Annotated in this window: 20 protein-coding genes; 3 read left to right on the top strand and 17 right to left on the bottom strand. The window is 68.4% G+C overall.

Annotated features, from left to right (window positions below):
* Window positions 1–472: 472 nt before the first annotated feature.
* The 3 genes from ACFYY2_RS03845 to ACFYY2_RS03835 all read right to left on the bottom strand — a co-directional run bounded on the left by ACFYY2_RS03845 (window position 473) and on the right by ACFYY2_RS03835 (window position 3,503).
* Complete coding sequence (locus tag ACFYY2_RS03845) at window positions 473–1,054, bottom strand: TetR/AcrR family transcriptional regulator (RefSeq protein ID WP_388736829.1); 582 nt, start codon at window positions 1,052–1,054, stop codon at window positions 473–475.
* A gap of 22 nt (window positions 1,055–1,076) precedes the next feature.
* On the bottom strand, window positions 1,077–1,910 hold the full coding sequence (locus tag ACFYY2_RS03840) for an alpha/beta fold hydrolase (protein WP_388736582.1): 834 nt from the start codon (window positions 1,908–1,910) through the stop codon (window positions 1,077–1,079).
* A 603-nt stretch (window positions 1,911–2,513) separates the two neighbouring features.
* The gene (locus tag ACFYY2_RS03835; protein ID WP_388736580.1) at window positions 2,514–3,503 is read right to left on the bottom strand and encodes an LD-carboxypeptidase; all 990 of its coding nucleotides are present in this window, start codon (window positions 3,501–3,503) and stop codon (window positions 2,514–2,516) included.
* Window positions 3,504–4,005: 502 nt separating this feature from the next.
* Between ACFYY2_RS03835 and ACFYY2_RS03830 the strand changes: the two genes are divergently transcribed.
* Window positions 4,006–4,833: an SDR family oxidoreductase gene (locus ACFYY2_RS03830; protein WP_388736826.1), complete on the top strand. Its 828-nt coding sequence runs from the start codon at window positions 4,006–4,008 to the stop codon at window positions 4,831–4,833.
* Between the two features lie 258 nt (window positions 4,834–5,091).
* On the opposite strand, the gene ACFYY2_RS03825 is transcribed toward ACFYY2_RS03830, so the two are convergent.
* From ACFYY2_RS03825 to ACFYY2_RS03815, 3 genes are all read right to left on the bottom strand, one after another.
* The gene (locus ACFYY2_RS03825) at window positions 5,092–6,372 is read right to left on the bottom strand and encodes an alkaline phosphatase (protein WP_388736824.1); all 1,281 of its coding nucleotides are present in this window, start codon (window positions 6,370–6,372) and stop codon (window positions 5,092–5,094) included.
* Between the two features lie 319 nt (window positions 6,373–6,691).
* Window positions 6,692–7,996 carry a YhgE/Pip domain-containing protein gene (locus ACFYY2_RS03820; RefSeq protein WP_388736578.1) on the bottom strand — a complete coding sequence of 435 codons (1,305 nt, stop codon included), beginning with the start codon at window positions 7,994–7,996 and terminating at the stop codon, window positions 6,692–6,694.
* Window positions 7,997–8,215: 219 nt separating this feature from the next.
* Window positions 8,216–8,689, bottom strand: coding sequence for a MerR family transcriptional regulator (locus ACFYY2_RS03815; protein ID WP_388736575.1), 474 nt, complete (start codon window positions 8,687–8,689; stop codon window positions 8,216–8,218).
* Between the two features lie 649 nt (window positions 8,690–9,338).
* Here ACFYY2_RS03815 and ACFYY2_RS03810 point away from each other — a divergent pair.
* Window positions 9,339–10,094 (top strand): SDR family NAD(P)-dependent oxidoreductase, encoded by a 756-nt coding sequence (locus tag ACFYY2_RS03810; protein ID WP_388736573.1) that lies wholly within the window; start codon window positions 9,339–9,341, stop codon window positions 10,092–10,094.
* A gap of 110 nt (window positions 10,095–10,204) precedes the next feature.
* Here ACFYY2_RS03810 and zwf read toward each other — a convergent pair whose 3' ends face one another.
* The 6 genes from zwf to ACFYY2_RS03780 form a co-directional block, all read right to left on the bottom strand.
* Window positions 10,205–11,602 carry a glucose-6-phosphate dehydrogenase gene (gene zwf / locus ACFYY2_RS03805; protein ID WP_388736571.1) on the bottom strand — a complete coding sequence of 466 codons (1,398 nt, stop codon included), beginning with the start codon at window positions 11,600–11,602 and terminating at the stop codon, window positions 10,205–10,207.
* A gap of 369 nt (window positions 11,603–11,971) precedes the next feature.
* The gene (locus tag ACFYY2_RS03800; RefSeq protein ID WP_388736568.1) at window positions 11,972–12,829 is read right to left on the bottom strand and encodes an MBL fold metallo-hydrolase; all 858 of its coding nucleotides are present in this window, start codon (window positions 12,827–12,829) and stop codon (window positions 11,972–11,974) included.
* Between the two features lie 438 nt (window positions 12,830–13,267).
* Window positions 13,268–13,909 carry a pyridoxamine 5'-phosphate oxidase family protein gene (locus ACFYY2_RS03795; RefSeq protein ID WP_388736566.1) on the bottom strand — a complete coding sequence of 214 codons (642 nt, stop codon included), beginning with the start codon at window positions 13,907–13,909 and terminating at the stop codon, window positions 13,268–13,270.
* Window positions 13,906–15,090 (bottom strand): globin domain-containing protein, encoded by a 1,185-nt coding sequence (locus tag ACFYY2_RS03790; protein WP_388736563.1) that lies wholly within the window; start codon window positions 15,088–15,090, stop codon window positions 13,906–13,908. Before ACFYY2_RS03790 ends, ACFYY2_RS03795 begins: the two co-directional genes overlap by 4 nt.
* A gap of 701 nt (window positions 15,091–15,791) precedes the next feature.
* Window positions 15,792–16,916 carry an MFS transporter gene (locus ACFYY2_RS03785; RefSeq protein ID WP_388736560.1) on the bottom strand — a complete coding sequence of 375 codons (1,125 nt, stop codon included), beginning with the start codon at window positions 16,914–16,916 and terminating at the stop codon, window positions 15,792–15,794.
* Between the two features lie 121 nt (window positions 16,917–17,037).
* Window positions 17,038–18,309 (bottom strand): ATP-grasp domain-containing protein, encoded by a 1,272-nt coding sequence (locus ACFYY2_RS03780; RefSeq protein WP_388736557.1) that lies wholly within the window; start codon window positions 18,307–18,309, stop codon window positions 17,038–17,040.
* A gap of 618 nt (window positions 18,310–18,927) precedes the next feature.
* On the opposite strand from ACFYY2_RS03780, the gene ACFYY2_RS03775 reads away from it, so the two are divergent.
* Entirely contained in the window at window positions 18,928–19,614 is a 687-nt protein-coding gene (locus tag ACFYY2_RS03775; RefSeq protein ID WP_388736555.1) for a LuxR C-terminal-related transcriptional regulator, read from the top strand.
* A gap of 86 nt (window positions 19,615–19,700) precedes the next feature.
* Here the strand turns inward: ACFYY2_RS03775 and folE are convergent, their stop codons facing one another.
* From folE to ectB, 5 genes are all read right to left on the bottom strand, one after another.
* Window positions 19,701–20,285, bottom strand: a complete 585-nt coding sequence (folE, locus tag ACFYY2_RS03770) for a GTP cyclohydrolase I (protein ID WP_388736552.1) — start codon at window positions 20,283–20,285, stop codon at window positions 19,701–19,703.
* 1 nt (window position 20,286) lies between these two features.
* Complete coding sequence (locus tag ACFYY2_RS03765; RefSeq protein WP_388736822.1) at window positions 20,287–20,895, bottom strand: radical SAM protein; 609 nt, start codon at window positions 20,893–20,895, stop codon at window positions 20,287–20,289.
* 178 nt (window positions 20,896–21,073) lie between these two features.
* Complete coding sequence (gene queD, locus ACFYY2_RS03760; protein ID WP_388736550.1) at window positions 21,074–21,436, bottom strand: 6-carboxytetrahydropterin synthase QueD; 363 nt, start codon at window positions 21,434–21,436, stop codon at window positions 21,074–21,076.
* A 54-nt stretch (window positions 21,437–21,490) separates the two neighbouring features.
* A complete protein-coding gene (locus ACFYY2_RS03755) occupies window positions 21,491–22,492 on the bottom strand; it encodes an isopenicillin N synthase family dioxygenase (protein WP_388736547.1) in 1,002 nt (333 codons plus the stop codon).
* Window positions 22,493–22,520: 28 nt separating this feature from the next.
* Window positions 22,521–23,783 carry a diaminobutyrate--2-oxoglutarate transaminase gene (gene ectB, locus ACFYY2_RS03750; protein ID WP_388736543.1) on the bottom strand — a complete coding sequence of 421 codons (1,263 nt, stop codon included), beginning with the start codon at window positions 23,781–23,783 and terminating at the stop codon, window positions 22,521–22,523.

Below are 23,783 nucleotides of genomic sequence, written 5' to 3'. Positions count from 1 at the left end.
AGTACTCCGGGGCAACTACGTCGGGGCAACTTCTCCAGGCGATCCTGTGAGCGACAACGCAGCGCAAGGGTCCGGTTTCGTGGCACTGGTCGAGCACGGGTCCGAGGGGATGCGTCCACGTCGGTGGCGAAGTCCGTGGCGGCGCTCCTCTGCGTGTTGCGCTGCTCACGGAGGCGGGATGCGCCGGACACCTTCAACCGGATGATTGCCACGAAGGGGATCCTGGGCTTTACGTGGGCTGACCTGCGTGATCAGCTTCGCATGAGTCAGATGGAAGTGGCCTCCGGGGAGGGGCGTTCTCTGGCCGGGCAGGCCCAGACGTACTGTTCAAGCCTGCCGGGGTGACTTGAACAGTACGTCTGGGCCTGCCCGGCGGGCCGCCGTAGCCGGGCACGGCGGCCGGTGACCAGCCGCGTGCGCGACCGATTGATACGACGCCAAACGGCACGTCAGCGAAGCGACCGATACGTGTCTACCTGCGGTGATCGCCGGCGTCCACGACGGCGGTGGAATCCTTGGCCGCGGTGGCGCGGAGGCCGGAGTCGACCAGGTCGATGAGGTACTCGAAGCTTTCGCCTACGTCGGTGGACAACTGGAATCCGCCGGAGGCCTGCAGGTGGGCGAAGCCGTGGAAGACACTGCGCACCGCCCTCAGGGCATGGGTCATGTGCTGTGGGCCGATGTCGTAGCCCCGCAGTACCGCTTCGAAGGGCCCGATTCCCCGCAGGGAGGCCAGCATGATCGGGTCGTCGGGGCCGGTCGGTGTGAGGCCGAGAGTGGCGGCGTAGCGGCCGGGATGGGTGAGTACGAGGTCGCGGAGTGCGCCGGCTGCGGCAGCCAGCGCGTCACGGCCGGCACGGCCCTGAATGGCCGTGCCGATCGCCTCGGCAGCCTGGTCGAAGGCGAGCGCCGCGATTCGCCGATGGAGGTCGTCCTGGCTGGTGATGTGCTTGTAGAGCGACGGTGCTCGCACCCCGAGCCGCTCGGCCAGCCGGCCCATGGTCAGTTCGCTGAAGCCGATCTCGTCGGCGAGTTCGGCGGCGGCGGCGACGATCGTGGCCGCGTCCAGACCTGCCCTAGGCACGGACGCCGGCCAGGAAGGTCAGGATCGCGGCAAGGGTCTGCTGAGGGAACTGGACGTGCGGGTAGTGACCGGCCCCTTCGATCATCTCCAGGCTGCCCAGACCGGTCGGCAGGTCGGCGACGATCGCCTCGCCCTCGGCCTGCGGCGAGGCCCAGTCGGGGTCGAGCGTGCCCTGCACGATCAGGACCGGGCAGCTGACGTTGCCCAGTTGCTCGCCGGCGTCAGCGGGGGAGGTCTTGCCCATCGCCTGCACGGCCTTCATGCGGCCGGACTCCTCCAGCATGGCGGTGATCTCCCCCATGCGCGTGTTCCAGTCCGTGGGCTTGGGGCCGGGGTAGGCGATGTCCAGGTACTTGGCCCACTGCCGGGTGCTGCCGAGGACTGTGGTGCCCATGAGATGCGTCATGCCACGGCGATAACCGGCTATCCGCATGTCACCGAGCCGGACCTGCTGCTTGCGAGTGAAGGGCGCGAGCTCGACCAGCGCGGTGACGAGCTTCGGGGCCTTGGCCGCAGCGATCGTGACCGCACCGCCGGCGATCGAGTGGCCGACGAGCACAGCCGGCCCGCCGAGGTGCTCGACCAGGGCGATCAGGTCCCCCGCGAGGTCGGTGCGGGTGTAGGAAGCCCATCCGACGCTGGACTCACCGTGGCCGCGCAGGTCCACGGTGACGACACGATATCCGGCCTCCACCAGGGCCGGGGTGAAGAACCGGTAGGCCTCACGACTGTCACCCATCCCGTGGGCGAGCACCACCAGCGGGCCTGCGACGCCGCTCACCTCGTACGCGATGGTCCCACCGTTGACGTTCAAGAACTCGGTCACGACTACCTCCATGCGGCCCACCGGCCCCGACAGCTAACGCCATTTCCTTAAAGCTATCAGCATTAGCCAAAGAGTCAATCCCCTTAGCCAAGCAGCGCCGAGGCAGCACGATCGGCCGCGGCAGCAGCCGAAGTTGCAGGGGTGGCAGGTGGCTTCAGGACATCCGCATGGGGGCTCCACCGGAGTCGCGCGATCGTCCACCGACCTCACCAGGGCAATGCCGTCGTGTTCAGGCTCACGACCGTGGACACGCTCGGCCGCCGCAGCAACGGTGAGGGTTGGGCGCATTGCAGGGACGGCTCGGAAGGGGCAGGGCCAGGCGCGTACGACACCTCAGACACCGAAGGCTCGTCAGGCACGTCAGACAGGCGCGGACGACGCTGCCGTTCTCGCGACGGTGGACGACCGGGCAGCGTCAGATCCTCAGCGGCCGCGACGCGGGCAGCCCGGCTTCCGTCCCGGCGGTGGCGTTGCAGGTGTTCGAGCAGTCATAGTCCGCGCCGCATCCGGTGAGAGGAGGAAGCGGTGAGCCACACGGGAACCAGTGGCCCGGAAGGAGAAGCAAATTGGGCAAGGGCGGCGAGATCGCGGGATCCGCCAGGATCAGCCCTCCGCGACCGCCGGCTCGAGCAGGGACAGTGTGCGGCTGTCGGCGTCCAGGTCTGCACGGATGCCGAGGGGCAGCGGCAGGTTCGGCGCGGTATGGCCGAAGTCGACCTGGGCCAGCACAGGAATCTCACGCCGAGGCAGGACGTCGAGCACCACATCGCGGATACCTGCGCGGTCTCGGCCGTCATCGTACGGCGCGACTTCTGTCGGGATGCCGACCACCATGCCCGCGATCCGGTCGAGCACGCCGCACAGACGCAACGTATGCAGGTCGCCCCAGATCCGCTTGACCGACCGGTGATCTTCCTCCCAGAACAGTACGGCACCGTCGAATCGTTCCATCGGCAGCGCGAACGGTGTCGCCTGCAGTTGGACCAGCCGGTTCAGCAGGCCGCCCACCAGCGGTCCTTGCACGCGGCCCGGCCGCCAGGATTCCCAAGTACCCATCGCTGGCAGCGAGCCCAGGGCCTCGGCCTCGGTGAGAACACGGGTGTAGAGGTCGACGAGCTGGGAGCGACGGGCCGCGTCACCGACCGTGTACCAGCCACCGCCGAAACCATGGGTGGCAATGTCGGAGTGAAGGCCGACGAGGCCGGTTCTTGAGTGCAGCGCCATGTGCAGCAGCGAGATGTCGCTGTAGCCGAGGATGGGCTTCGGGTCGGCCCGGATCGCGTCCAGATCGATCAAGTCGAGATAGCCGATGGTCGACTGTCCACCGGTGTGCGCGACGATGGCCCGCACCTCCGGGTCCCTGAGCAGACCGTTGAGTTCGGAAGCTTGCTCCTCGGGAGTGCCCGACGCCCACCACCGACTCCGGGCCGGGTTGACCATCGGGCTGACCCGGACGCGGAAACCCATCCGCTCCAACATCGCCACACCGCGAGCGAGCAGTGGCTCCTCACCCGGCTGAAGGCGGCCCGAGGGTGCGGAGACCACCACGAGATCGCCCGAACGCAGCGCGCGGGGCCGAAGGATCACAGACATGGGACCTCCTTGTTGATCAACAACGGAGAGCAGCAGGGCCGGCGGCTGCCGTATTGCCCCACCACCAACGACTGGCCCCCTTACCCCACCACAGCTCCGTGGCTCGCCGTCGAACGTTCAGGTGATCGCCAGTGGCACGGCATCCAGTCCCAGCCTGCGGAACGGCGAAGCGCTCGGTCGCGGTGGCCTGTCTGTGATCGGTCGGGCAAAGGCAACGACTCCTGCTCCGGCAGCGCCGCATCACACCCCGGACTGCCCGACACGGTTTTCGCCCATGGCTCGTGAAGGGGCAGGCTGCGACGGGTGGTCGACCAGCGATTCGCCCGGCTGGACGGTTCAGGGGACTCGCACCCGCTACGAACGACGCATCGACCTGCCTCAGAATCTGCTCGAACTGGTCGGCGACCTCATATGTCTTGGTCACCCCGCGAACCTCAGCCTGAGCGTCCTGGGGATCGCCACCCGGGTCGAGATTCCGAAACCGTCAGTAGGGTGTGGCGTTATGACCGTTCTGATCGTTGGTGGGTCCGGGTTCCTCGGTGCCGAGCTGGGCCGGCAAGCGGCACTGGCCACCCATCCCACGGCCATGACGTATGCGACAAGACCCGGGAGCACCGCAGGAGTCGTGTGGCACTCCCTGGACCTGCGGGATCAAGGGAATGTGGACGCGATCCTGGCCGAGCTTCGGCCGAGTGCCGTGGTCAACGCGTCGAGTGGCGGACCGGATTGGGCGGTCACGGCCGAGGGTGCCGTCCGGTTGGCCATGGCTGCGGCGAAGTCCGGAAGCCGTCTTGTCCACGTATCGTCCGACGCAGTGTTCTCCGGGTTGCGGGTCCACTACGACGAGACCTGCCTGCCTGATCCGGTCACGCCGTACGGAGCGGCCAAGGCCGCGGCGGAAACCGGGGTTCTTCTCGTGCATCCGTCCGCCGTGGTCGCCCGGACCTCGCTGATCATCGGGGACGGGCAGTCCGCTCACGAGCGTGCTGTACACGAGCTGGCCAACGGCGTTCGAGACGGGGTGCTGTTCACCGACGACATCCGTTGCCCGGTGCATGTGGCCGATCTGGCAGCTGCTCTGCTGGAACTGGCGCACGGCGATGAGCACGGCATCCGTCATCTCGGTGGAAGCGAGGCACTGAGCCGTCACGAACTCGGCATCCTCATCGCCAGACGTGACGGACTCGACGAAAGGAGTCTGCCCACGGGCCTGCGGGCGCGCAGCGCTCACCCGGGGGCTCTCGACGTACGCCTCGACAGCCGTGCGACCCAGCGCGGACTGCGCACCACGCTGCGGGGGGCCAGCCGGTTCCTGGCCCCGACGTTTTGAATGGCCGGGCGGCAAGGCCACTTGTAATCCCTGGCGCAGCCGGAGGCCGCCGTGTTCGGTTCGCACCCAGCTCGTGCATGCCCGCACACGAACCCCGTGCTCGCGCGACACCGTTCACGAACCCCGGGACGTCCAGCCGTGCGAGGCGATCCTCCCGCCCGGCGCCAACGGCCCTCGCACCCCCCACACATCGCGGGGGCTGCGAGGGCCGGTGGAGCCCGGGGTTCTCCCGGGTTCCCGTCGCCTGTCGGCGCGCGGTCAGCGGCGCGGTGCCAGCACCTGCTTGAGCACGTCGTAGACGTAGGTGTTCTCGTGCTTGCCGGTGAACTGGTCGGAGAGCGGACCGCTCGCCGTCACCGGGACGTCGACGCTGGTGTGCCCCGAAGTCGTCCAGTCGATGGCGAACTTGCGGTCGGTGCCCCGGACGGAGAACGGACCGTCCTCCGCCGAGATGCCGTCACCGGACTCGTCGGCGGCGTCGACCTCCTCGACCGCGAGACCTCCGGTCTCGTGGTCACCGGTGACGACCAGCAGGGTGTCGGGGTGCGTCGCGATGTACGCGCGGGCGACCGCGACGGCCTTTTCCAGCTGCTGCATCGACTGGAGGACGCGCGTGCCGTTGTTGGAGTGCGCGAACTCGTCGGTCCCTTCTTCCTCGACCATGAGGAAGAAGCCCTTCTTGTTCTTGTCCAGGCTGGTCAGGGCCTTGGAGGTCATGGTTCCGAGGTCCACCACCGGGCTGTAGACGTCGCCCTGGCCCTCGGGACGCTGCTGGAACATCTCCTCGTTGCTGAACAGACCGAGGATCTTGCCGTTCTTGGCCTTGCTCAGCCCGCTCGCACTGTTGACGTACGAGTAACCGGCCTTCTTGGCCTTCTTGATCAGATCGCCCTTGGTGCCCTTGCTCGCCTCGGACGGGTCCTCGGCCGGGTTGTCCTTGAAGGCGCCCGGCGTACCGGCGGGCAGCCACCAGTCCTCGCCGCCGCCCAGGATGACGTCGGGCTTGCTGACATCCAGGTACTGGCGGGCGATCTCGTCCTGCTTCCCGCGGTCCGCGGTGTTGGCGAAGAACGCCGCCGGAGACGCGTCGGTGACCTGGGCGGTGGTGACCAGCCCGGTCGCCTTGCCGGCGGCCTTGGCCTGCTGGCCCAGGGTCGACAGCGGGTTGCCGTCGACGTCGACGCTGATCGCACCGTTGTAGGTCTTCTCGCCCGTGGCCCACGTGGTGGCCGCGGCGGCGGAGTCCGTCACGACCGACTTCGGGTCCCGGGGCGACGTGGTCAGCTGACCGGACGCCGTGAGGCGGTCCATCCCCAGCCGGCCGTCCAGACCCGCCAGGTTGAGGCGGGCGGCCTCGCGCATCGCGGCACCCATACCGTCACCATTGATGAAGATGACGTTCTTCGCGGTCGGGGCCTTGCCCTTCGCCGCGGACTGCGGAGCAGCAGCCGACGCGCCCAGCGTCGGGTTGAGCACCGTCGTCGCCACAGCGGCCACCACGGCCGCGGCAACGGGCGCACCCCATCGCGCACTACGCATGCGTCTGTTCACAACAGCTCCTCACGAATAAAAAAGCTTGCACAGACAAACGTAGGCGGGGGTGCGGTACCCGCCGTGAACGAAAGATGACCGGCACGGAAAAATGCGGCGGCAGTCTGACAGAACGGACTCGTGTCGGCACTCCCGCACCACAGGTTCAGGGTGAGCGTCCCGGACCCGTACGAGGAGAAAGCACAGCGTAGGGCGCGCGGCACGCCGCTTGCGTCCGGATCACGCTCCCTGCGTCCGGATCCGGGCCGGGCACGGTTTGACCCGCTGAAGATCCGGCGGGCAGGGCTCGTCACCCCAGCCCGTATGGCTACGGTGACTGACGCGGTGTCGAGGTGGGCTGGGGCGCGGCGCGCTCAAGGCCTTTGCGGTCGTAGTAGAAGGTCATGGCGAATCCGAACAGCAGGGCGAGCGCGATGCCGATCGCGATCATGCCCCAGCCGCGGTTGAGTCCGGCGTCGCTCCGGGCGTCGAAGTAGAGGATGGCCCGCACGCCGTCGCTCAGTTGCCGCATCGGTTCGAACAGAGCCAGGAACCGATAGAAATCGGGCACGGCTTCGAGCGGGATCGTCGCCCCCGAGGACGGCAGGGCCAGGGCGACGAAGACGAACATGGACACCACTTGCCCGATCCCGCCGAAGGCCGCGTTGATGGCCTGGACGCCCAGGCCGACGGCAAGGCTCGCGCAGAACGAGAAGATCCACAGCAAGGGCAGATGTGTGGCGTCCATGCCCAGGATCGCAATCGACGCGATCATCAGCAGGCTCGTGGTGAGCACCGTGATTCCGGCGGTCATGAACATTTTCAGCAGCAGTGTCTGCCTGCGGCTGATCGGCACCGTGGGATTCCGGGTGTACCAGGGACCGATTTCGCTGTCGGTGTAGCCCAGGCCCGCGTCGACTCCGCTGTTGATGATGTTTCCGCCGACGAATGCGGTGAGCACCAGGAGCAGGGTGTAGTAGAAGGCGGTCAGGCCGAGGCCGCTGTGCTCGCCGATGGGGTGGCCGACGCGCGTGGTCACGGTGATCGGGTCGCCCAGGAGCGCACGCGCTGTGGGGGCGGCCCCGTTGGCGGCCGCCTGGGTCGTGAGCCGGCGGCCGATTGCCAGGGAGGCCTGGCGAGCGGCGCCTTGGGAGATCTGGCCGGCCAGGGAGGAGCCGAAGCTCCCCAGCCCGGGGTTGGTCAGGATGGTGAGGACGGGCCGAGCCGTGGCCCTGGGGGTCGTCAGCGCCCCGACCGAGACCGTGAAATCAGGTGGGATGACCAGGGCGCCGTAGATCTTGCCGGACGCCAGTTGGTCCTCCATCTGTGCCTGGTTGAGGTGACGCCATCTGACGGTGTCAGCCGGGGTCGCCGCGACGATCGACCGGCTCAACTGTTCGCCCAGGGGCTGCCGCTGCCCCTTCAAGGGCGGGCCCTGGTCCGTGTTGACCAGGGCGACCGGCAAATGGTGCAGGTTTCCGTTCGGATTGAGGATGCCGCCCACGTAGAGGAGGGTCAGGAACAGGGCCACCAGCGCGGACGTGATCGTCGGCACCAGCCAGATCTTTCCGTGACGCACCACGACGGAGGCGCGGGCGAGTGGCGGCTTCCCGCCGGGCTCGGCTGCGTTCATGGCACTCCATCAGAGACATGGCTCCGCACTGTCCGGACCCGGTCGTGGCGGTCGTGGCCGCCCCCCTCACTCTCAGGTGACGATAGATCCTCTCGCCGGGGCCCCCTTGCACGACACGTCCGCGATTCCTGGGGCTGTCCGAAGCCATGACGGCAGGCTGCCCCGGTGCCGAACGTGTGCCGACGCGGGCACTGTGCGGATGGAGACGGAGTGTGCGCCCTACGACCACTTCGATTCCGCCTGTCGGCCGCTCGACATGCTCTCGCTGTCGCGCCGCAACCTGCCCAGCGCGCCGACGACGGCACCCGGCGTGGCGGCGGCCCTGTCCTCACAGGCACGCAGATAGGCCGCTATCGCCTGCCGGTTTCGCTGGAGGACATCGATGCGCCGCTCGATGCTGATGAGCTGGCGGCGCAGCCCTTCCAGGTCCTTTGCCTCCCGGCACGTCCGTTCTCCGGGCGCTCCCTCCTCCTCGTCCGCCGCGTCGAGGCAGGGCAGGACCTCACGGATCATTTCCGTGGTGAGGCCGGCCTGGAGGAGTTCACGGATCTGCAGTACACGGTCGACGGCAGGCTCGCCGTAGGATCGGTATCCGTTGGGGCTCCGAAACGGGTGCAGAATGCCGACCTCTTCGTAGTATCGAAGCAGCCGGGTCGATACGCCGGTCCTCGCAGCCAGGTCTCCAATCTTCATTCCGCTCTCCTCTGTACGGTACTCAGGTGCGCAATGACCTCAAGGATCGATTTCTCTGAAAAGCGCCCCAGCGGTCTGACCGGCAGGCGGTTTCCTGCGACCATGCTCCCGGATGTCGGATGTATTGTGCCGACGGTCGCCTGCGGCCGGCCGTCGTGAGAGTTTCCACGGGTAACACGTGCTCCCTTTTCCACCGCCGCCTCCCATTGTCGTCACTGTCCCCCGCGACCTGTTGCCGCAGCAGGTTCGGAACGATGAAAAGGATAAACCTTCTCACTAATGTGAAGGTCAAGCGTCGGTCACGCGCCTGCATCGGCCGACGTGCCCCGGTAGCTCGGCCCGGGCGCCCAGACCACGGGCCGCTCGGCACCCTTCGTTTCCGTCGGTCCTCAGACACTCGCGCGGCAGGCGGCGGTGAGGCCGAGCACGGGAAGGCTTCCGACCCTGGGTTCCCTGCCCTGGGCAGGGGCGCGGAGCCTCTGTGGGCAGATACCCGCCCTCGTGGAGCACACCCTCCTCAACGAGTGATTAACGGTTGGGTCTCACGACGCGGCCGTCTGTCCACCGCGACGGGTGTTTGACATTGACACTAATGTCAGTGTCTAGCCTCGGCCGAGGTGGAAGTCACCAATAGCCGAGGAGTATCACCATGACGAAGTCCCTTGAAGGAAAGACCGCGCTTGTCACCGGAGGATCACGGGGTATCGGCGCAGAGATCGCCCGCGAATTGGCAGGCGAGGGTGCGAACGTTGTCATCACCTATCGGAATTCGCGCGACCAGGCGGACGGCGTGGTCGCCGAACTGGCCGCACTCGGAGTGAAGGCTCTCGCCGTCCAGGCCGACCAGTCGGTGCCTCATGAGGCGTCGACCGCCGTGGAGCAGGCAGCCGAGTTCCTGGGCGGTTCGATCGACGTGCTGGTGAACTCCGCCGGCGTGGCCGTCATGGGTACGGTCGACCAGGTTGACCTCGAACTCCTCGCAGGCGTCCAGCAGATGATGGCAACCAACGTGATGGGGACCATCGTCACGACGCACGCCGCGACCCGGTACTTGCCCGATGGAGGGCGCGTCATCCTGGTGGGAAGCATCGTCGCCGAGCGCATCGCCGCCCCCGGCGTCGCCGAGTACGCGGCGAGCAAGGCGGCCATCGATCAACTCGCCCGTGGCTGGGCACGTGACCTCGGCCCGCGCGGCATCACCGTCAACGTCGTCAGGCCCGGCGCCGTCGACACGGACATGAACCCCGCGGAGGGTCCCTTCGCAGCCGCCCAGGTCGCTGGGACGCCCCTTGGACGCTTCGGGAGGACTGATGACATCGCCAAGGCGGTGATCTTCCTCGCGGGCGAGAACGCCTCGTTCATCACGGGCGCCTTGCTGACGGTCGACGGCGGCTTCAGCGTCTGAGCGAGCTTCCGTGCCCCCGCCCTCGCGTCCGTTGCGGCGAGGGCGGGCAGGGCCTTCCGGCCGCTCCGTGACGAGGTCGCGACCTCGAGCGTTTCGGCGGACCGGGTGCGTCACGGGCCCTGCCACGGCGTCTGCCACGGCAGGACTCCCTCGACCAACCGGTCGGCCGAGGGCGGCCCCCACGACCCCTGCTCGTATTGCTCGCATGCGGGCGGCCGGTCGAGAAGCGGCTGCAGGATGCGCCAGGTTTCCTCGACGGCGTCCTCACGGGTGAACAGCGAACGGTCGCCCCTCAAGGCGTCATGCAGAAGCCTTTCGTACGGAGTGGGTGGCCGGCCCAGTTCCGCTGCGAACGGCAGGTCGAGGTGGACCTCGCGCGTGCCGGTCCCCTCCGCGCTTTTGGACAGCACGCTGATGCGCAGACCGGGGTCCGGATCGACCCGCAGCACTACCTGATTGGGCGCTGCACGAGACGCGCCGGCGAAGACGGGCACGTCGACGTGATGCTTGAAGATCACCCGTATCTCGGTGGCCAGGCACGCCAACTTCTTGCCCGCTCGGATCACGAACGGCACGCCTGCCCATCGACTGCTCTGCGACTCGAGACGCAGGGCGACGAAGGTCTCGGTGGTCGACCCGCTGCGCACACCTGCGACCCGACCGTATCCGCGGTACTGGCCTCGGACGCACCGGGACGGGTCGACGTCGGCCAGGGAACGGAAGAACGCCGCTCGCTGGTCCCACACCGCATCCGGGCCGACATGCCCGGGGGGCTCCATGGCGACGAGGCCGATCACCTGCATCAAGTGGTTCTGCACGACATCGCGGAGCGCGCCCACCGCGTCGTAGAAACCCCCGCGGTCCTCCACCCCGAAATCCTCGGCCATCGTGACTTCGACTGCTTCGATGTGGTCGCGGTTCCAGACGGGCTCGAAGAATGTGTTGGCGAAACGCAGACAGGCGATGTCGAGCACAGGTTGCTTGCCAAGGAAGTGATCGATGCGGAGAATTTGCTCCTCCTGCAGGATCTGATGGAGTTCGACGTTCAGATCCCGGGCGGAGGCAAGGTCATGACCGAAGGGTTTTTCGATCAGAACCCTGCATTGTCCGGTAAGGCCTTCGTCACCGAGGCCCGCGACCACACCGGCGAAGAGATCCGGCGGGATTTCGAGGTAGAACAACGGCCGATCCGTACCCTCCAACCGTTCGGCGAGCCTGCGGTAGGTGTCGGGGTCCTCGAAGTCACCCTGCAGATAGGAGATGCGCTCTGTGAGCCGCCTCAGCGCACCCTCGTCGACATCGTCCCCCTTGGTTCTCACCGCTTGCTCGATCATGTTCGTGATCTGCTCGTCGGAGTAGTCCTCGTGGGCGACTCCGACGACCGGACATTCGAGGTATCCCTCGGCTTCCAGAAGGTACAACGAGCGAAGCGTCATTTTGCGCGCGAGGTCCCCGGTTATCCCGAAGATCACCAGGACATCTGCCTCTTGGGCTGAAGGGCCGCTCATTCCGTAGCCTTTCTGCCGTGCCGCACCTGAGGGCGGGAATCGATGTGCCGGCAGCTTTGCTCCCACTGGCTCGGCAATTGTGGCGCAGCGGTTTCCCTCCGTATGTCCACCGATGGCTACCGTCGAGTAGCGAACGATGTCATATGCAGCGACGCAGAGGGCGGGATCACTTGCACACTCTCTTCGCACATGTGCCACGTGTGCATGCGCTTCTCTCCCCCTCCGACAAACACTACGAGTCTTCCGGGAAGCACACCACCGGGCGAATGCCTCGGCCGGACCCGAACCTCCGACGTGGTTCCCGCACGCTCGCATTGACCCTTTGCCCGGACTCCGGCCGTGAGGAGGGAGCCGGCAGGGCGACGCCGGTCATCTGACGCCCTTGGCTCTCTTCGCACCGGCCCACAGTGAACCGGGGTTGGCCCAGTCAGGGTAAAGAGAGAGCATCGCCGCGTACAGCTCGGTGGGGGTGTCCGTCTCGATGGCGAGTCGGTCGAAGTCGGCCAGGTACTGCTTGGTCTCGGCGAGAATGCCGGAGTCGTCGGCCAGCTCGGGGTTCTTGTGCCCCGCGACGACGTGAGCCGGGGCGAGTGCGGCGAGCCTGTCGGTGGCGCGCATCCATTCCTCTCGTGAGGAGGTGGTGGTCTCGCCCGTGAACGGGTGGATGCCGTTGTACGCGACGTCCCCGGCCGCGACGAGCCGAAGATCCGGCACCCACAGCGCCGTGCTTCCCTCCGTGTCGGTGAAGCCGGTCTCGATCACCTGGAACGTGTGTCCCTCGACGGTGAAAGTGGCGTCATCGAGCGAATCGGGGAAGACCTGCTTCTGCGGCACCTGGCCGGGGAAGCGCGCGCTCCAGAAGGTGTCGATGCGGGGCGGCGTACCTTCGGACCTCGCCTTGGCCACGGTCGCCGACCCGGCCACCGCTCTCGCTTCGGGGAACGCGCCGAGGAGCTGCTTGACGCCGAACGTGTGGTCGCCGTGGCCGTGAGTGATGAAGACATGGGCCAGGTTCCGGTCGTGGCGCTGCACCCACTCCGCAAGCCGCTGGTTCTGCTCGATCGTGAGGAAGGTATCGATCAGAACCGCGTCACGCTCGCCGAGGACCAGCGTTGCCGTGTTGGACACCCACTGCAGCTCGCCACCGTCGAGGGGCAGATCGCGGACCAGCCCAGGGCGGCGCAGACACAGGGTCTCGTACCGCAGCGATGGCACGACGACAGCCATGGCATGCTCCCTTCCCGGGGCCGCGCCGGTGGGCTCCAGGCGCGACGGTGCCACGGCGGCACCACCCGCCCACTGACCGGCCGCGATGCTCCCGGACCCGGTCCGATCCTGCGCACCTGTCCACGATATGGGTGGATTCCGGATCGTGCACTGGGTGGGCGCGTGTGCAACTCCCCTACTCACAGCACCGGGTGCCGCAGTTCCTGGACCTCATTGTCGGCTGACCGGTCGCAGGTCCACCGGCCTGTCACGTGGCTGATCACCGAACCCCGGGGCAGCCGAGGGAGATGTGGAGATGTTCCAGCCCGTCGAGATATGTGTTTCGCGGAGGGCGCGACCTGTGCATCGGCCGAAGGGAAGCGGCACGGGCCGGTGTGGAACGAGTACGGACGGACACCCCCCCGGCCATCCGACGACCGGCGCACCAGGCCGCGGGCGTCAGCGGCTTGCGGGGCCCGGACCCGTCATCGGGCCGGATGACACGGACGCCTGAGCCGGTTCGGGGAAGTAGTCGGCATCTCGCGGGCGGGTACGCGCGAGTCCCAGGGGCCGGGGGGCGGGCTCGAGGTGGGGTATGTGCTTGGAGCAGTGCACGTACGCCTCGTGGAGGCCGATGCGCGTCCACAGCACGGGGTGTCGTCCCGGGGCGGGGTCGACGGGCGTCCAGGGGTGCGCGGCGCGCAGTTCCTGGTCGGTGAGGAGCTGAGCGGAGCCGTTCACGTGCAGTCCGATGTGGTCCCGGGTGAAGTCCATGAAGAGCAGACCGATGTGCGGGTTCTCGGTGATGTTGCCCGCGCTGGCCAGAACGCCGTTCCCGCGGTACTCGGGGTAGGCCAGGGTCCGGTCGTCCAGCACGGTGACGAATCCGGGAGGCCCCGCACGGAAGGTGGCGTCGCAGTGCCCGCGGGAGTCGGCGGTGGAGAGGAAGACCATCGACTGCCGCTGTATGAACTCACGCATGGCAGTGGTGAGGTGCGGATGGACCTGCCGGTCGTAGAAGGCGTCGGCGCGCTCGCCGGTGCCCAGATGGCTCTGCAGCAGGCGCTCTCCCCGCGAGGGGGTCATGTCGGGGCGGGTCACAGCTGGTCTGTCTCCTGTCCGCGTCGGTGCTCTGAGAGGGGGGTGGTGAGGACGGGCGTGTCGAGCGGGTCGTGGTGGATGTGGCGACGCCGGATTCCCTGGTGCAGGAGGGTGTTCACGCCCGTGGTCACCATGTCGGGCGGACCGCACAGGAAGGCTTCGTGCCGGTCCCAGGGGCCGAATTCGCGCAGCACCTGCGGAAGGGTGCCTCTCTGCCCGGGAATGTGCTCGTGGGAGACAGCCGCTCGGACGGAGAGCCAGTGGTGGCGTTGGGACATGCGCAGCATGTCGTCGAGGCCGTAGAGCTCATCGGCGGTGCGCGCCCCGACGAACAGGTCGACGTAGCGGTCCATTCCCGATGCGCTCGCCTGCTCGAGCAGTGCGCGGATCGGTGCGAGGCCGGTTCCGCCGGCCACCAGCAGCAGGTCGCGGTCGCCCGCCGCCGCGAGGGTCATCTCGCCCAGGGGCGGTCCGAGCCGTACCCGGTGTCCGGGGACGGCGTGGTGAACCAGCGCGTTGCTGACCTGGCCGTGGTGCACGGCCCGGACGTGGAAGGTGAGCGTGTGGTCGGGGCGAGGCGGGTGTGCCGGGGAATAGTGCCGCCAGGTGCGGGGGTACCACGGGGTCTCCATGCTCACGTACTGCCCGGCGACGTAGTGGTAGGGCAGGTCGGGCTGCACGGTGATCTCGGCGATGCCGTGGCCGCGGTAGTCGTTGCGGATGATCTGCGCGTCCCAGGAAGCCGGGCGCAGGCGGGTGTCGTCGGCGGCGGCCGCGATCATCACTTCGGCGGCGATGGTGTAGGCGCGGGTCCACGCGGCGGCGACTTCCGAGTTCCACGCTGTTCCCGCGTAACGGGTCAGGGCGGCCACCAGGCACTCACCGACTGCCGGGTAGTGGGCTTCCAGGGCTCCGAACTTGCGGTGGTCGCGGCCCAGTCGGGAACAGAACCGCACGAGGTTGTCGATGTCGTCGACGAGATCGATGATGCGCAGCAGTCCGCGCAGCAGCCGGTCGCGCTGTACGTCCATGTTCTGCGGGAACAGCCCGCGCACGTCGGGGTACCGGGCGAAGAGAATGGCGTAGAAGTAGACGGTCATCTCTGCGGCCTGCGGTGCCACCACCGCCAGACTCGTACGAACCAGGGAGATCTCCCGGTCTGTCAGCGGGCCGGACGTCACGGACGCCCCCCGAAGGCTGCCGGGCGGAGGTGTGTCCTCGCTCGTCGAGCGCGAAGAACGTGGGGGGAGGCGGGTCTCGCGCCGGGCGAGGGGGTCACCGGGCGTACCGCATGTGCTGACACGTAGAGGTTCGCAATCTTGGAAGGACGTTCTATGTCGCTCGGGTTCGGAACAGCAGGGGTGTGATCGACGGAGGAGTCATTGTGCACGTGAAGCGGCACGAGTGAACTCGCTCGGAAGTCACCATGCGCGTTCCCGAATCGACATGAAAAGCCTCATAACGCCGACGTGCCTCGACCACGACACACGCGGGAAGTCTCGCGAAAAGGCCCACCACCAGGCTTTTTGCCGGTGCGACACGTCTCGGGGCGAGGCAGAGCTGTGCGGAGGCAAGCACAATGGGGAGGTTCGGTATGCAAATCCCGGTGCTTGCGTGAACGGACTTCGGAGACTGCGCTGCCGGCCGCTGCTTCGCCGCGCGGGTCCTGGTTTCCCACGGGGCAACGGATTCAGCGGCACCTCGCCGCGGGCTCACCTGCCCCGAGCGGGCCGGCGAGCGTCACGTGCGGGCCCATGAGATCGCGGCGAGACCTCGGACACGGTGTTCCGGTCGACCGAGGGGAGAGCACCGGCCCTGTCGGAACCGGAGGGTTCGACAGGGCCGGCGCTCTCCCCTCGGTCTCAGCGTCCGCTGCTCAGGATCACTCGCCGATGCGCGGCCTGGTCCTCATCGACCGGGCCGCGAGGCCCGCCGCCGCCACGGCTGCCGCCGGGGCGGAGAGCAGGAGCGCGGAGGCCCCGAACGCGTCGCCGAGCGCGGCACCTCCGAAGGAGCCGGCGGCGAAGCCGACCGTGGTCATGCTGTTGGCCCAGCCCTGGACCTCATGGTCGGTGCCGGGGGGCGTCGCCGATCCGAGCACGGTGAAGAAGCTCGCGAAGACGGACCCGGTCGCGAGGCCCGCCGGGACACAGACGAGGGCCACCGTGAGCGGCCCGAGATGCATGGCTGCACCGATTCCGCCCGTCCCGGCGGCGAGCAGGACGAGCAGGACGGGCAGGCGGGTCGCACCGGTCCCCCGGAGTCTGCCGAGTGCCAGCGTGCCGATGATGCTGCCCACCGAGAGCTCGGCCAGGAACCAGCCGCTGGCGAAGGCCGTGTGCTGCTGCTGCGCGTAGACGGGCAGCGACACCTCGGTGGTGGCCAGCGCCGCACAGAAGAGGAACTGTGCGGCGAACAACGGGATCAACGGACCGCGCAGGGTCCCCCGGGAACGCTCCGGAAGCGTTGCGGTCGAAGCGGACGTCCGGTCGGGCAGCTCGGCCAGCAGGACGACCGCGAGCGTCATCAGTACGGCGTTCAGGGCCAGCGGCAGCACGGGCGCGAAGGAGGTGCTGAGCCAGCCGGCCAGGACGGGACCGGTGATCAGCGACAGGTCCATCAGCGCCGATTCCAGGGCGTTGGCGGAGGCCCGCCCCAGGTCGCGGTCCACCGCGGTCCAGTGGGACCGCAGGAGAATGCTGGCCGGAGGGAAGAACGAGCCCATCAGCAGCGCCGCGGCCAGCAGCAGCGGGAGCGGGGCGGTGATGGCGGCGAAGGCGCTGATCCCGGCGATTCCGGTCACGTAGCCGGCCAGACAGATCCGCAGTACCGCACGCGCTCCGCGCCGTGCCACCAGCCGGCCCCGGACCGGACTGCTCACCGCGTTGGCGAGGAGCATGGCGGCGACCACGGCACCGGCCTGGCCGTAGGAGTAGCGGGGCGAGACGAGCAGCAGCACGCTGACCGGGAACATGCTGATGGGCCACTTGGACACGAGGCTGGCCACGGCCAGCCTCCTGGCACCGGGTGCGGCCAGTACGTCCGTGTAGGCCGTGAGGGGGCCGTCGCGCCGTCGCGGAGGGGAATCCCCGGTCGCCGCCTGCCCGGGAGACTGTGGCTCCGGCATGTCAGAGGGCTGCCGTGGTGGGTTCGGACCCGCTCGGGGGAAGGTCCGGCCGGGTCTCCACCCGCACCAGGGACCTGATGGCGGCCAGGGTGGCGAGGACGGCCTCGGAGTCGGGTCCATGGACCGCGGCGCTGAAGGGAATGCTGACGTTGTCGAGGGTGGCCGGGACGTGCTCGCCGGGCGCATAGCCGATCTCGGCGCTGTCGACACCGGGGAGGGCAGCCGCCTCCTGGGCCCCGTGCACGGCGACGAGGGTGCCCGGGCCCTGCTCGTTGTGCACCACGGCCGAGCCGAAGCGCACCGGGAAGTCGACCGGCCGGTCGATCAGTTCCGGGCGCCGCCCCAGATAGCAGGCGATGGTGTCGTGGAAGGGGCGCAGCCCCGCGTGCGCCGCCCACAGGTCGACGGCAGGGCCGCCGGAGAGCCGGGCGCCCACCTCGATCAGATAGACGCCGTCGGCGGTGCACTTGACCTCGGTGTGGCTGGGGCCCCGCTGGATGCCGAACGCGGTCAGCACGCTGCGCGTGTATGCCTCCACCCGGGCGCGGTCGGCGTGGTCGGGGCCGGCCTGGACTATGTCCCAGAGGGGGAAGTCGTAGTCGGAGTCGTCCGGGCGGAGGTACTCCCACATGTCGACGAACCGGTGTTCACCGTCCGCGCTGAAGAAGTTGACCGCGAACTCGCGTCCTCGCACGTAGCGTTCGACGAGCCATTCGCGCACGGGCTCGCGGTAGACGTCGTGGGTGACCGGCGGCCCCTGTCCCTCCAGGTCGGCCGCGGTGGAGTAGACGCGTACCCCCTGGGACCCGGCGCCCAACGTGGGTTTGACGATGACCGGGAATCCCACCTCGTGGGCCGCCCCTGCTATGTCGTCGGCCGAGTGGACGAGTCGGAACTCCGGGATCCGGACGCCCGCCTCGGCGGCATGCGCCCGCATCACCGCCTTGTCACGCCGCGCCCGGGCGAGGGTGTGATCGTTGCCCGGCAGACCGAGCCGGTGCGCCAGTACGTCGGTGAGGTGCACCCCGGCCTCCAGGCAGGGAACCACCGCCCGCGCGTCGATGCCCGCCGCGGTGACGAGGCGCTCGGCCTCCTGCGGGTCGGACGTGTAGAAGGACAGGTCGTCGTCGTCGGCGTGCCCGTCCAGGGAGGCGAGGTAGTCGTGGGTGTACACGGACACGACGGAGTAGCCGAGTTCGCGGGCAGCGGCCTTGAAAGGCCTCCCCTGCCGCACCGGATCCACGAGGATGACCGCGGGTGGGCTGGTGGTCATGGGCCGTCTCTCCTTGGTGTTGGCCTGCTGTCGTGCCGCAGGCCGGCTCGCACTGTCCTCATTGTTCAGGCTGGCCGGGCGGCGGGGACATGTACCGCAAGACCGTCCCGACGGACGGCGGGGCGGCCGAGGGGGCAGATGGTCCGACCGGCCGTCGCTGTCTCGTCCAGCGATCACGGGCGGGCGGACACATGGTCGTGAGGTGTCTCGATTCCGACGGTAAGCTGCGCGGAGAGCGGTGATGACAACGGTGTCCACCCAGCGGCCGGTTGATGCCGAGAGCAGGGGACCGTGACACCCGTGCGCGGGTCGACCACGGATTGATGGCTGGTCAGCCTCGAATTCACGAGATGTAAGGTTTCTCCGCACCTGCTGCCTTCGCATGCCGCTCTGATCACAGGCTCGATCGGAGCGCCGCGCTCCCTCCGTACACGATCAAGATCAAACATTCTCGGCCAAGTCCATATGTTTCGCGTCAACATGACGGGGTGCCGCGAGCGCCCTTGACGGCGGCGTGACCACCGGGACTTACGATCTCCGGTCAGTACGGGGGCTTCACTGCATACTTGCCAGCAAAGGACGAATATGTCTCGGCCTCACCCCATCCTGTGCACCGATGTGTCCGTCCGTGCTGAGCACCAGGAGCCGGTCGACCTCGCGGCACACCTGCCGACACCTCCCATCTCCGTCGTGCTGTACGGCGGAGACCTCCTCACCCGCGCAGGTGTGGTGGCACACATAGGGCATCAACGCGGCATCGCCCTGCTGCTGGACAGGGATCGTGCGGCCGACGGCCCCAGGAACGGCGTCGCCCTGGTACTGGACGACCAACTGGACGCCCAGTCGGTCACCAGACTGCGCAAGGTGGCTTCGGACCACGCCAAGCGTGTGGTGCTGGTGGTCAGCGAGCTCGATGAGGATCGCTTGAACATAGTTGTCGAGGCAGGTATCTCCTCGGTCGTCTGGCGTCACCAGGCCACGCCCGCCGGGCTGGTGAAAGCCATTCAGGCCACGGCCCGGAACGAGGGGAACATGCCGGGGGATCTGCTGCGCAGGCTTCTCACCCATCTCGAACGCCAGGCGCAGGGAACGGCCTTGAGCACCGTGGCGACAGGCCGGCCCACCGTGCGCGAACTGAACGTACTGGAACTGGTCGCGCACGGACTGGCCACCAAGGAGATCGCGGAACAGCTCGGCTACTCCGAGCGCACCATCAAGGGCATCCTGCACGACACGATGACGCGCCTGCACCTGCGCAATCGCGCGCACGCCGTGGCGTACGTCATCCGGGAGGGCTACATGTGACGGCGGAAGGCGACATGGGACGGCCGGAAACCGCGGCCTGCGACTCACCCGGGGGTTCGTCACAGGCCGCTGCGGCGGCTACCGCCTCACGAGCGCAGCAAGGCGAACAGCTCGCCGCGCAAGGTGCTGTCCTCGCCGAACGCTCCGAGGTACGCGGTCGAGGTCATCTCCGCGCTGGCCTTGATGCCTCGCATCGTCATGCAGAGGTGCTCCCCCTTGGCGATCACCGCGACGTCCTGGGCCCCGGTGATGTCCGCCACCTCCTGGGCTATGTCGGCGACCAGCCGCTCCTGCACCTGGAGACGGTGGGCGTGACGGTGAGCCACCCGGGCGAACTTCGACAGGCCCAGAAGCCGGCCGGAGGGCCGGTAGGCGATGTCGATGGAGCAGTTGAACGGCAGAAGGTGGTGTTCGCACAGCGACCACACCCGGATGTCCGAGACCACCACCATCTGACTGGTGGTCGTGGTCTCGAAGAGGGTGTCGATGGTGCCGGGGTCATAGTCGATGAACTCGCGCCACCAGCGCGCGAAGCGCTCGGGCGTCTGCCGCAGTCCGTCCCGGCTGGGGTCCTCGCCGATCTCCTTGAGCAGGCGCTGCGCCAGGTCCACGAGCGGGTCGGCCCCGCTCTCCTCGGCTCCGGCCCGCGGTGCGACGGTGTTCATGGTCATTTCAGACACCTCTCTCGTGTCCCCAGACCAGCGTGTGCAGGCGGGTGGTCACGTTCCATCCCCGGTCGATGACCGAGGAGACGATTTGCTGCATGTGTGTGTGGAGTTCGTCGGGGCTCTGGCCCTCGGGCATGATCCACACGGATTCGATGCCGAAGTCCGCCACGAGCGCGGCCACCTCGTCCAGGTCCGCGGTGGTGCGGCACACGAACTTGAAGGCGGCGCCGGGCGTGACGGCGAATCGTCTCAGGGCTTGCGGGACGATGCGCCGCTCGGCGGGGTCGCCGGAGTGCGACAGCTTCGGCGAGACGTTGAAGCGGACGCCGGGCCGGACCAGCCGGCCGTCGGGGACGCGTGTCCCGTTGGTCTCGAACTCCACCTCGATACCGGCGTCCAGCAGGATGTCGACCAGAGGCAGCAGGCGCACCTGCTGGCTCAGCGGTTCCCCTCCGGAGATCACGATGAGGTCGACACCGAGCGCCATCAGCTCCTCGGCCACCGAGGCGACCGACCGCCGGTGCAGTTCGGTCTTGGGGTCGTAGCGAACCCCGCTGTCGCTGATGCCTTCCCAGTCCCAGGTGTAGGGAGTGTCACACCAGCGGCAGGACAGGTTGCAACCGCCGAGGCGCAGGAATCCGCACCTCCGGCCGAGCGACCGTCCTTCTCCTTGGACGGCCTAAAGTGGGGCCGAAGATCTCATTGACGACGAGTTCCGGTTCCACAGGGCACCACCTCCTCTTCATGTCGGGCGTGACCCGGTTGTGATCGGTGCTGGGGACGGTCCGGAATCAGGGCCGGTACTCCGCCCACGTCTTGGGCGTCTCCGAGACGCGGACCGAGGTGAGCTCGGGAAAGTCCTTCTCCCACTGCCCGAACATCCAGACGGCGAGGTTCTCCGCGGTCGGGTTCTCGTCGAACACGTCATTGAGGTGACGGTGGTCGAGGGTCTCGTCGAGCCACTTCTTGAACACCGAGAGTTCGCCGTAGTCACGGACGAAGCCGGTGCTCGTCAGCTCGGTGCGCTCGGCACTCAGCTCGAGTTCCACCGCGTAGTTGTGTCCGTGCAGACGTGCGCACTGGTGGCTCTCCGGCAGGCCCTCGAGCCGGTGGCTGGCGGAGAAGTCGAATCGCTTGGTGATGTGCAAGGTCATGACGCGGCTGAAGCCTCTCTTCGACGGGAATGCGTGTGTGTTGGCCTGAGGGGGTCAGGCCGGGAACTGCGTGGCGTCCAGGTGCACGCCCAGCTTCTCCAGCACCGACCGTCGTGCGAGGACGGGTTCCATCCCGGCTCCCCCGCCGACGGGCGGGGCCAGGGGTTCGACGAGCGTGTCGGGGTCGGACTCGAAGAAGAACACGAGGGACAGCAGTTCCTCGTCGGGTGCACTGGGGCTGGGAGCCAGGACCCGGTGGCGCAGCGCGCGCCAGCGCCCGTCCGTCCACCGTTCCATGAGGTCTCCGAGGTTCACCACCAGCGCGTCGGGGCGGTAGGGCGGTGCGAACCAGCCCTCGGCCTCGTTCCACGCCTGCAGTCCGCCCACGCCCTGCTGCCGGCTGAGAATGGTGAAGGTGCCGAGATCGGTGTGCGGGCCGTTGCGCATCTGCCCGTTCGCCACCGTGCCCACTTCGTTGAGCGACGGGTACCAGCTCACGTTCTGGGTCCAGGTCGCCCGGGCGGCCCGCCGGGTGAAGAAGTCCTCGGGCAGGCCGAGCACCTGGGCGAACAGCTCGTTGAGGGAGTGGGCCACGCGGCACATGTGATCGGTGTACGTCTCGACGGCCCGGCGCAGCCCGGGAAGCACCGGGTCGGGCCAGCGGTTGGGCGGGTAGCAGTAGCGGTCGGTCACCTCGTCACCCGTCCGATGGGCGGGTCCGGCGTAGAAGGACTCGTGAAGGTCGGGTGCCGTCGCGGGTTCCGCGCCGTCCTCGCGGGGAACCCCCACACCTCCGCCGGGATGCCTCTCCAGCCAACCGCTCTCGTACGACGCGCCGATGGCGTACGGGCTCTTGGCGTCGTGGGGGAGGGCGAAGAACTCCCTCCCCCGGGCGCGCAGATCATCCATCGCGGCACCCGGGACTCCGTGTCCCTCCAGGAGGAACATGCCGGTCTCGCGCAACGCCCGGTCCAGCGCCACCGCGGTGTGCTGCCGCTGCTCGGGGGAGGCGGCCTGCCAGGCCCCGAGGTCGACGGTGGGGATGGCGTCATCCATGGATGGTTCCTTTCGTGTGGTGCGTGGTTCAGGAGTTCAGGACCGCGTCGACCGCCGAGGCGAGGATGTCGAGGCCCAGGTCCAGCTCGCTCTCGGTGACGGTGAGCGGGGGCAGGAGTTTGACGACGGAGCCGTCCGCACCGGACGTCTCGACCAGGAGTCCCCGGCGGAAGGCGGCTGCGGACACCTGGGAGGCCAGGTCGCCGCCCGCGGCCCCGGGGACTTCCCGGAACCCGATCCCCATCGCGAGACCCCGCCCGGCGACGGTGAGCCCGGCGGCGCTGTGGCTGTCGGCGATCTGCCCCAGGGCGGAGGCGACCCGTTCGCCGGACCGGCGCACGGCCTTCTCCAGGTCGTCGTCGGACCAGTAGGCCCGCAGGGCAGCGGCGCCGGTCACGAACGCCGGGCCCACGCCGCGGAACGTGCCGTTGTGCTCGCCCGGCTGCCAGACGTCGAGTTCGGGGCGGATCAGCGTCAGCGCCAGCGGAAGGCCGTAGCCGCCGATGGACTTCGACAGGCACACCAGGTCCGGGACGATCCCGGCGTCCTCGAAGCTGAAGAAGGGCCCGGTGCGGCCGCAGCCCATCTGCACGTCGTCCACGATGAGCAGCACCCCGTGCCGTCGGCAGAGCTCGGCGAGGGCGCGCAGCCACTCGTCCGAGGCCGCGCGCACCCCGCCCTCCCCCTGGACCGTCTCGACGATCACGGCGGCGGGCTTGTCCAGTCCGCTTCCGGGGTCGTCGATCATGCGGCCGAGCAACTGCAGTGAGTCGACCCCGTAGCCGTCGTACGGCAGGGGAACGGTGTGCGTGAGCGGGATTCCGGCTGCGGCGCGCTTGGCCGCGTTGCCGCTGACGGCCAGGGCGCCCAGCGTCATGCCGTGGAACGAGTTCGTGAAGCTGACCACGGTGGTGCGGCCGGTGACGCGGCGGGCGAGTTTCAGCGCGGCCTCGACGGCGTTCGCCCCTCCCGGGCCGGGGAAGACGACCCGGTAGTCGAGGTCACGGGGAGCGAGGACCGTCTCCCGCAGCGCCTCCAGGAACTGCCGCCGGGCCACGGTGAACATGTCCAGGGAGTGCGCGACCCCGTCGCGGCGCAGGTAGTCCATCAGCGCACGCTTCAGGACGGGCGGGTTGTGGCCGTAGTTCAGCGCCCCGGCACCGGCGAAGAAGTCCAGGTAACGGCGGCCGTCCTCGTCGTGGAGCCAGCTTCCCCGGGCCTGGTCGAAGACCACGGGCCAGGCCCGGCTGTAGCTGCGGACCTCGGACTCCAGCTCCTCGAACACGTCCAC

This window comes from Streptomyces sp. NPDC001822 (assembly GCF_042892135.1).
Taxonomy (GTDB): domain Bacteria; phylum Actinomycetota; class Actinomycetes; order Streptomycetales; family Streptomycetaceae; genus Streptomyces.
This window is presented reverse-complemented; position numbering and strand designations above follow the sequence as displayed.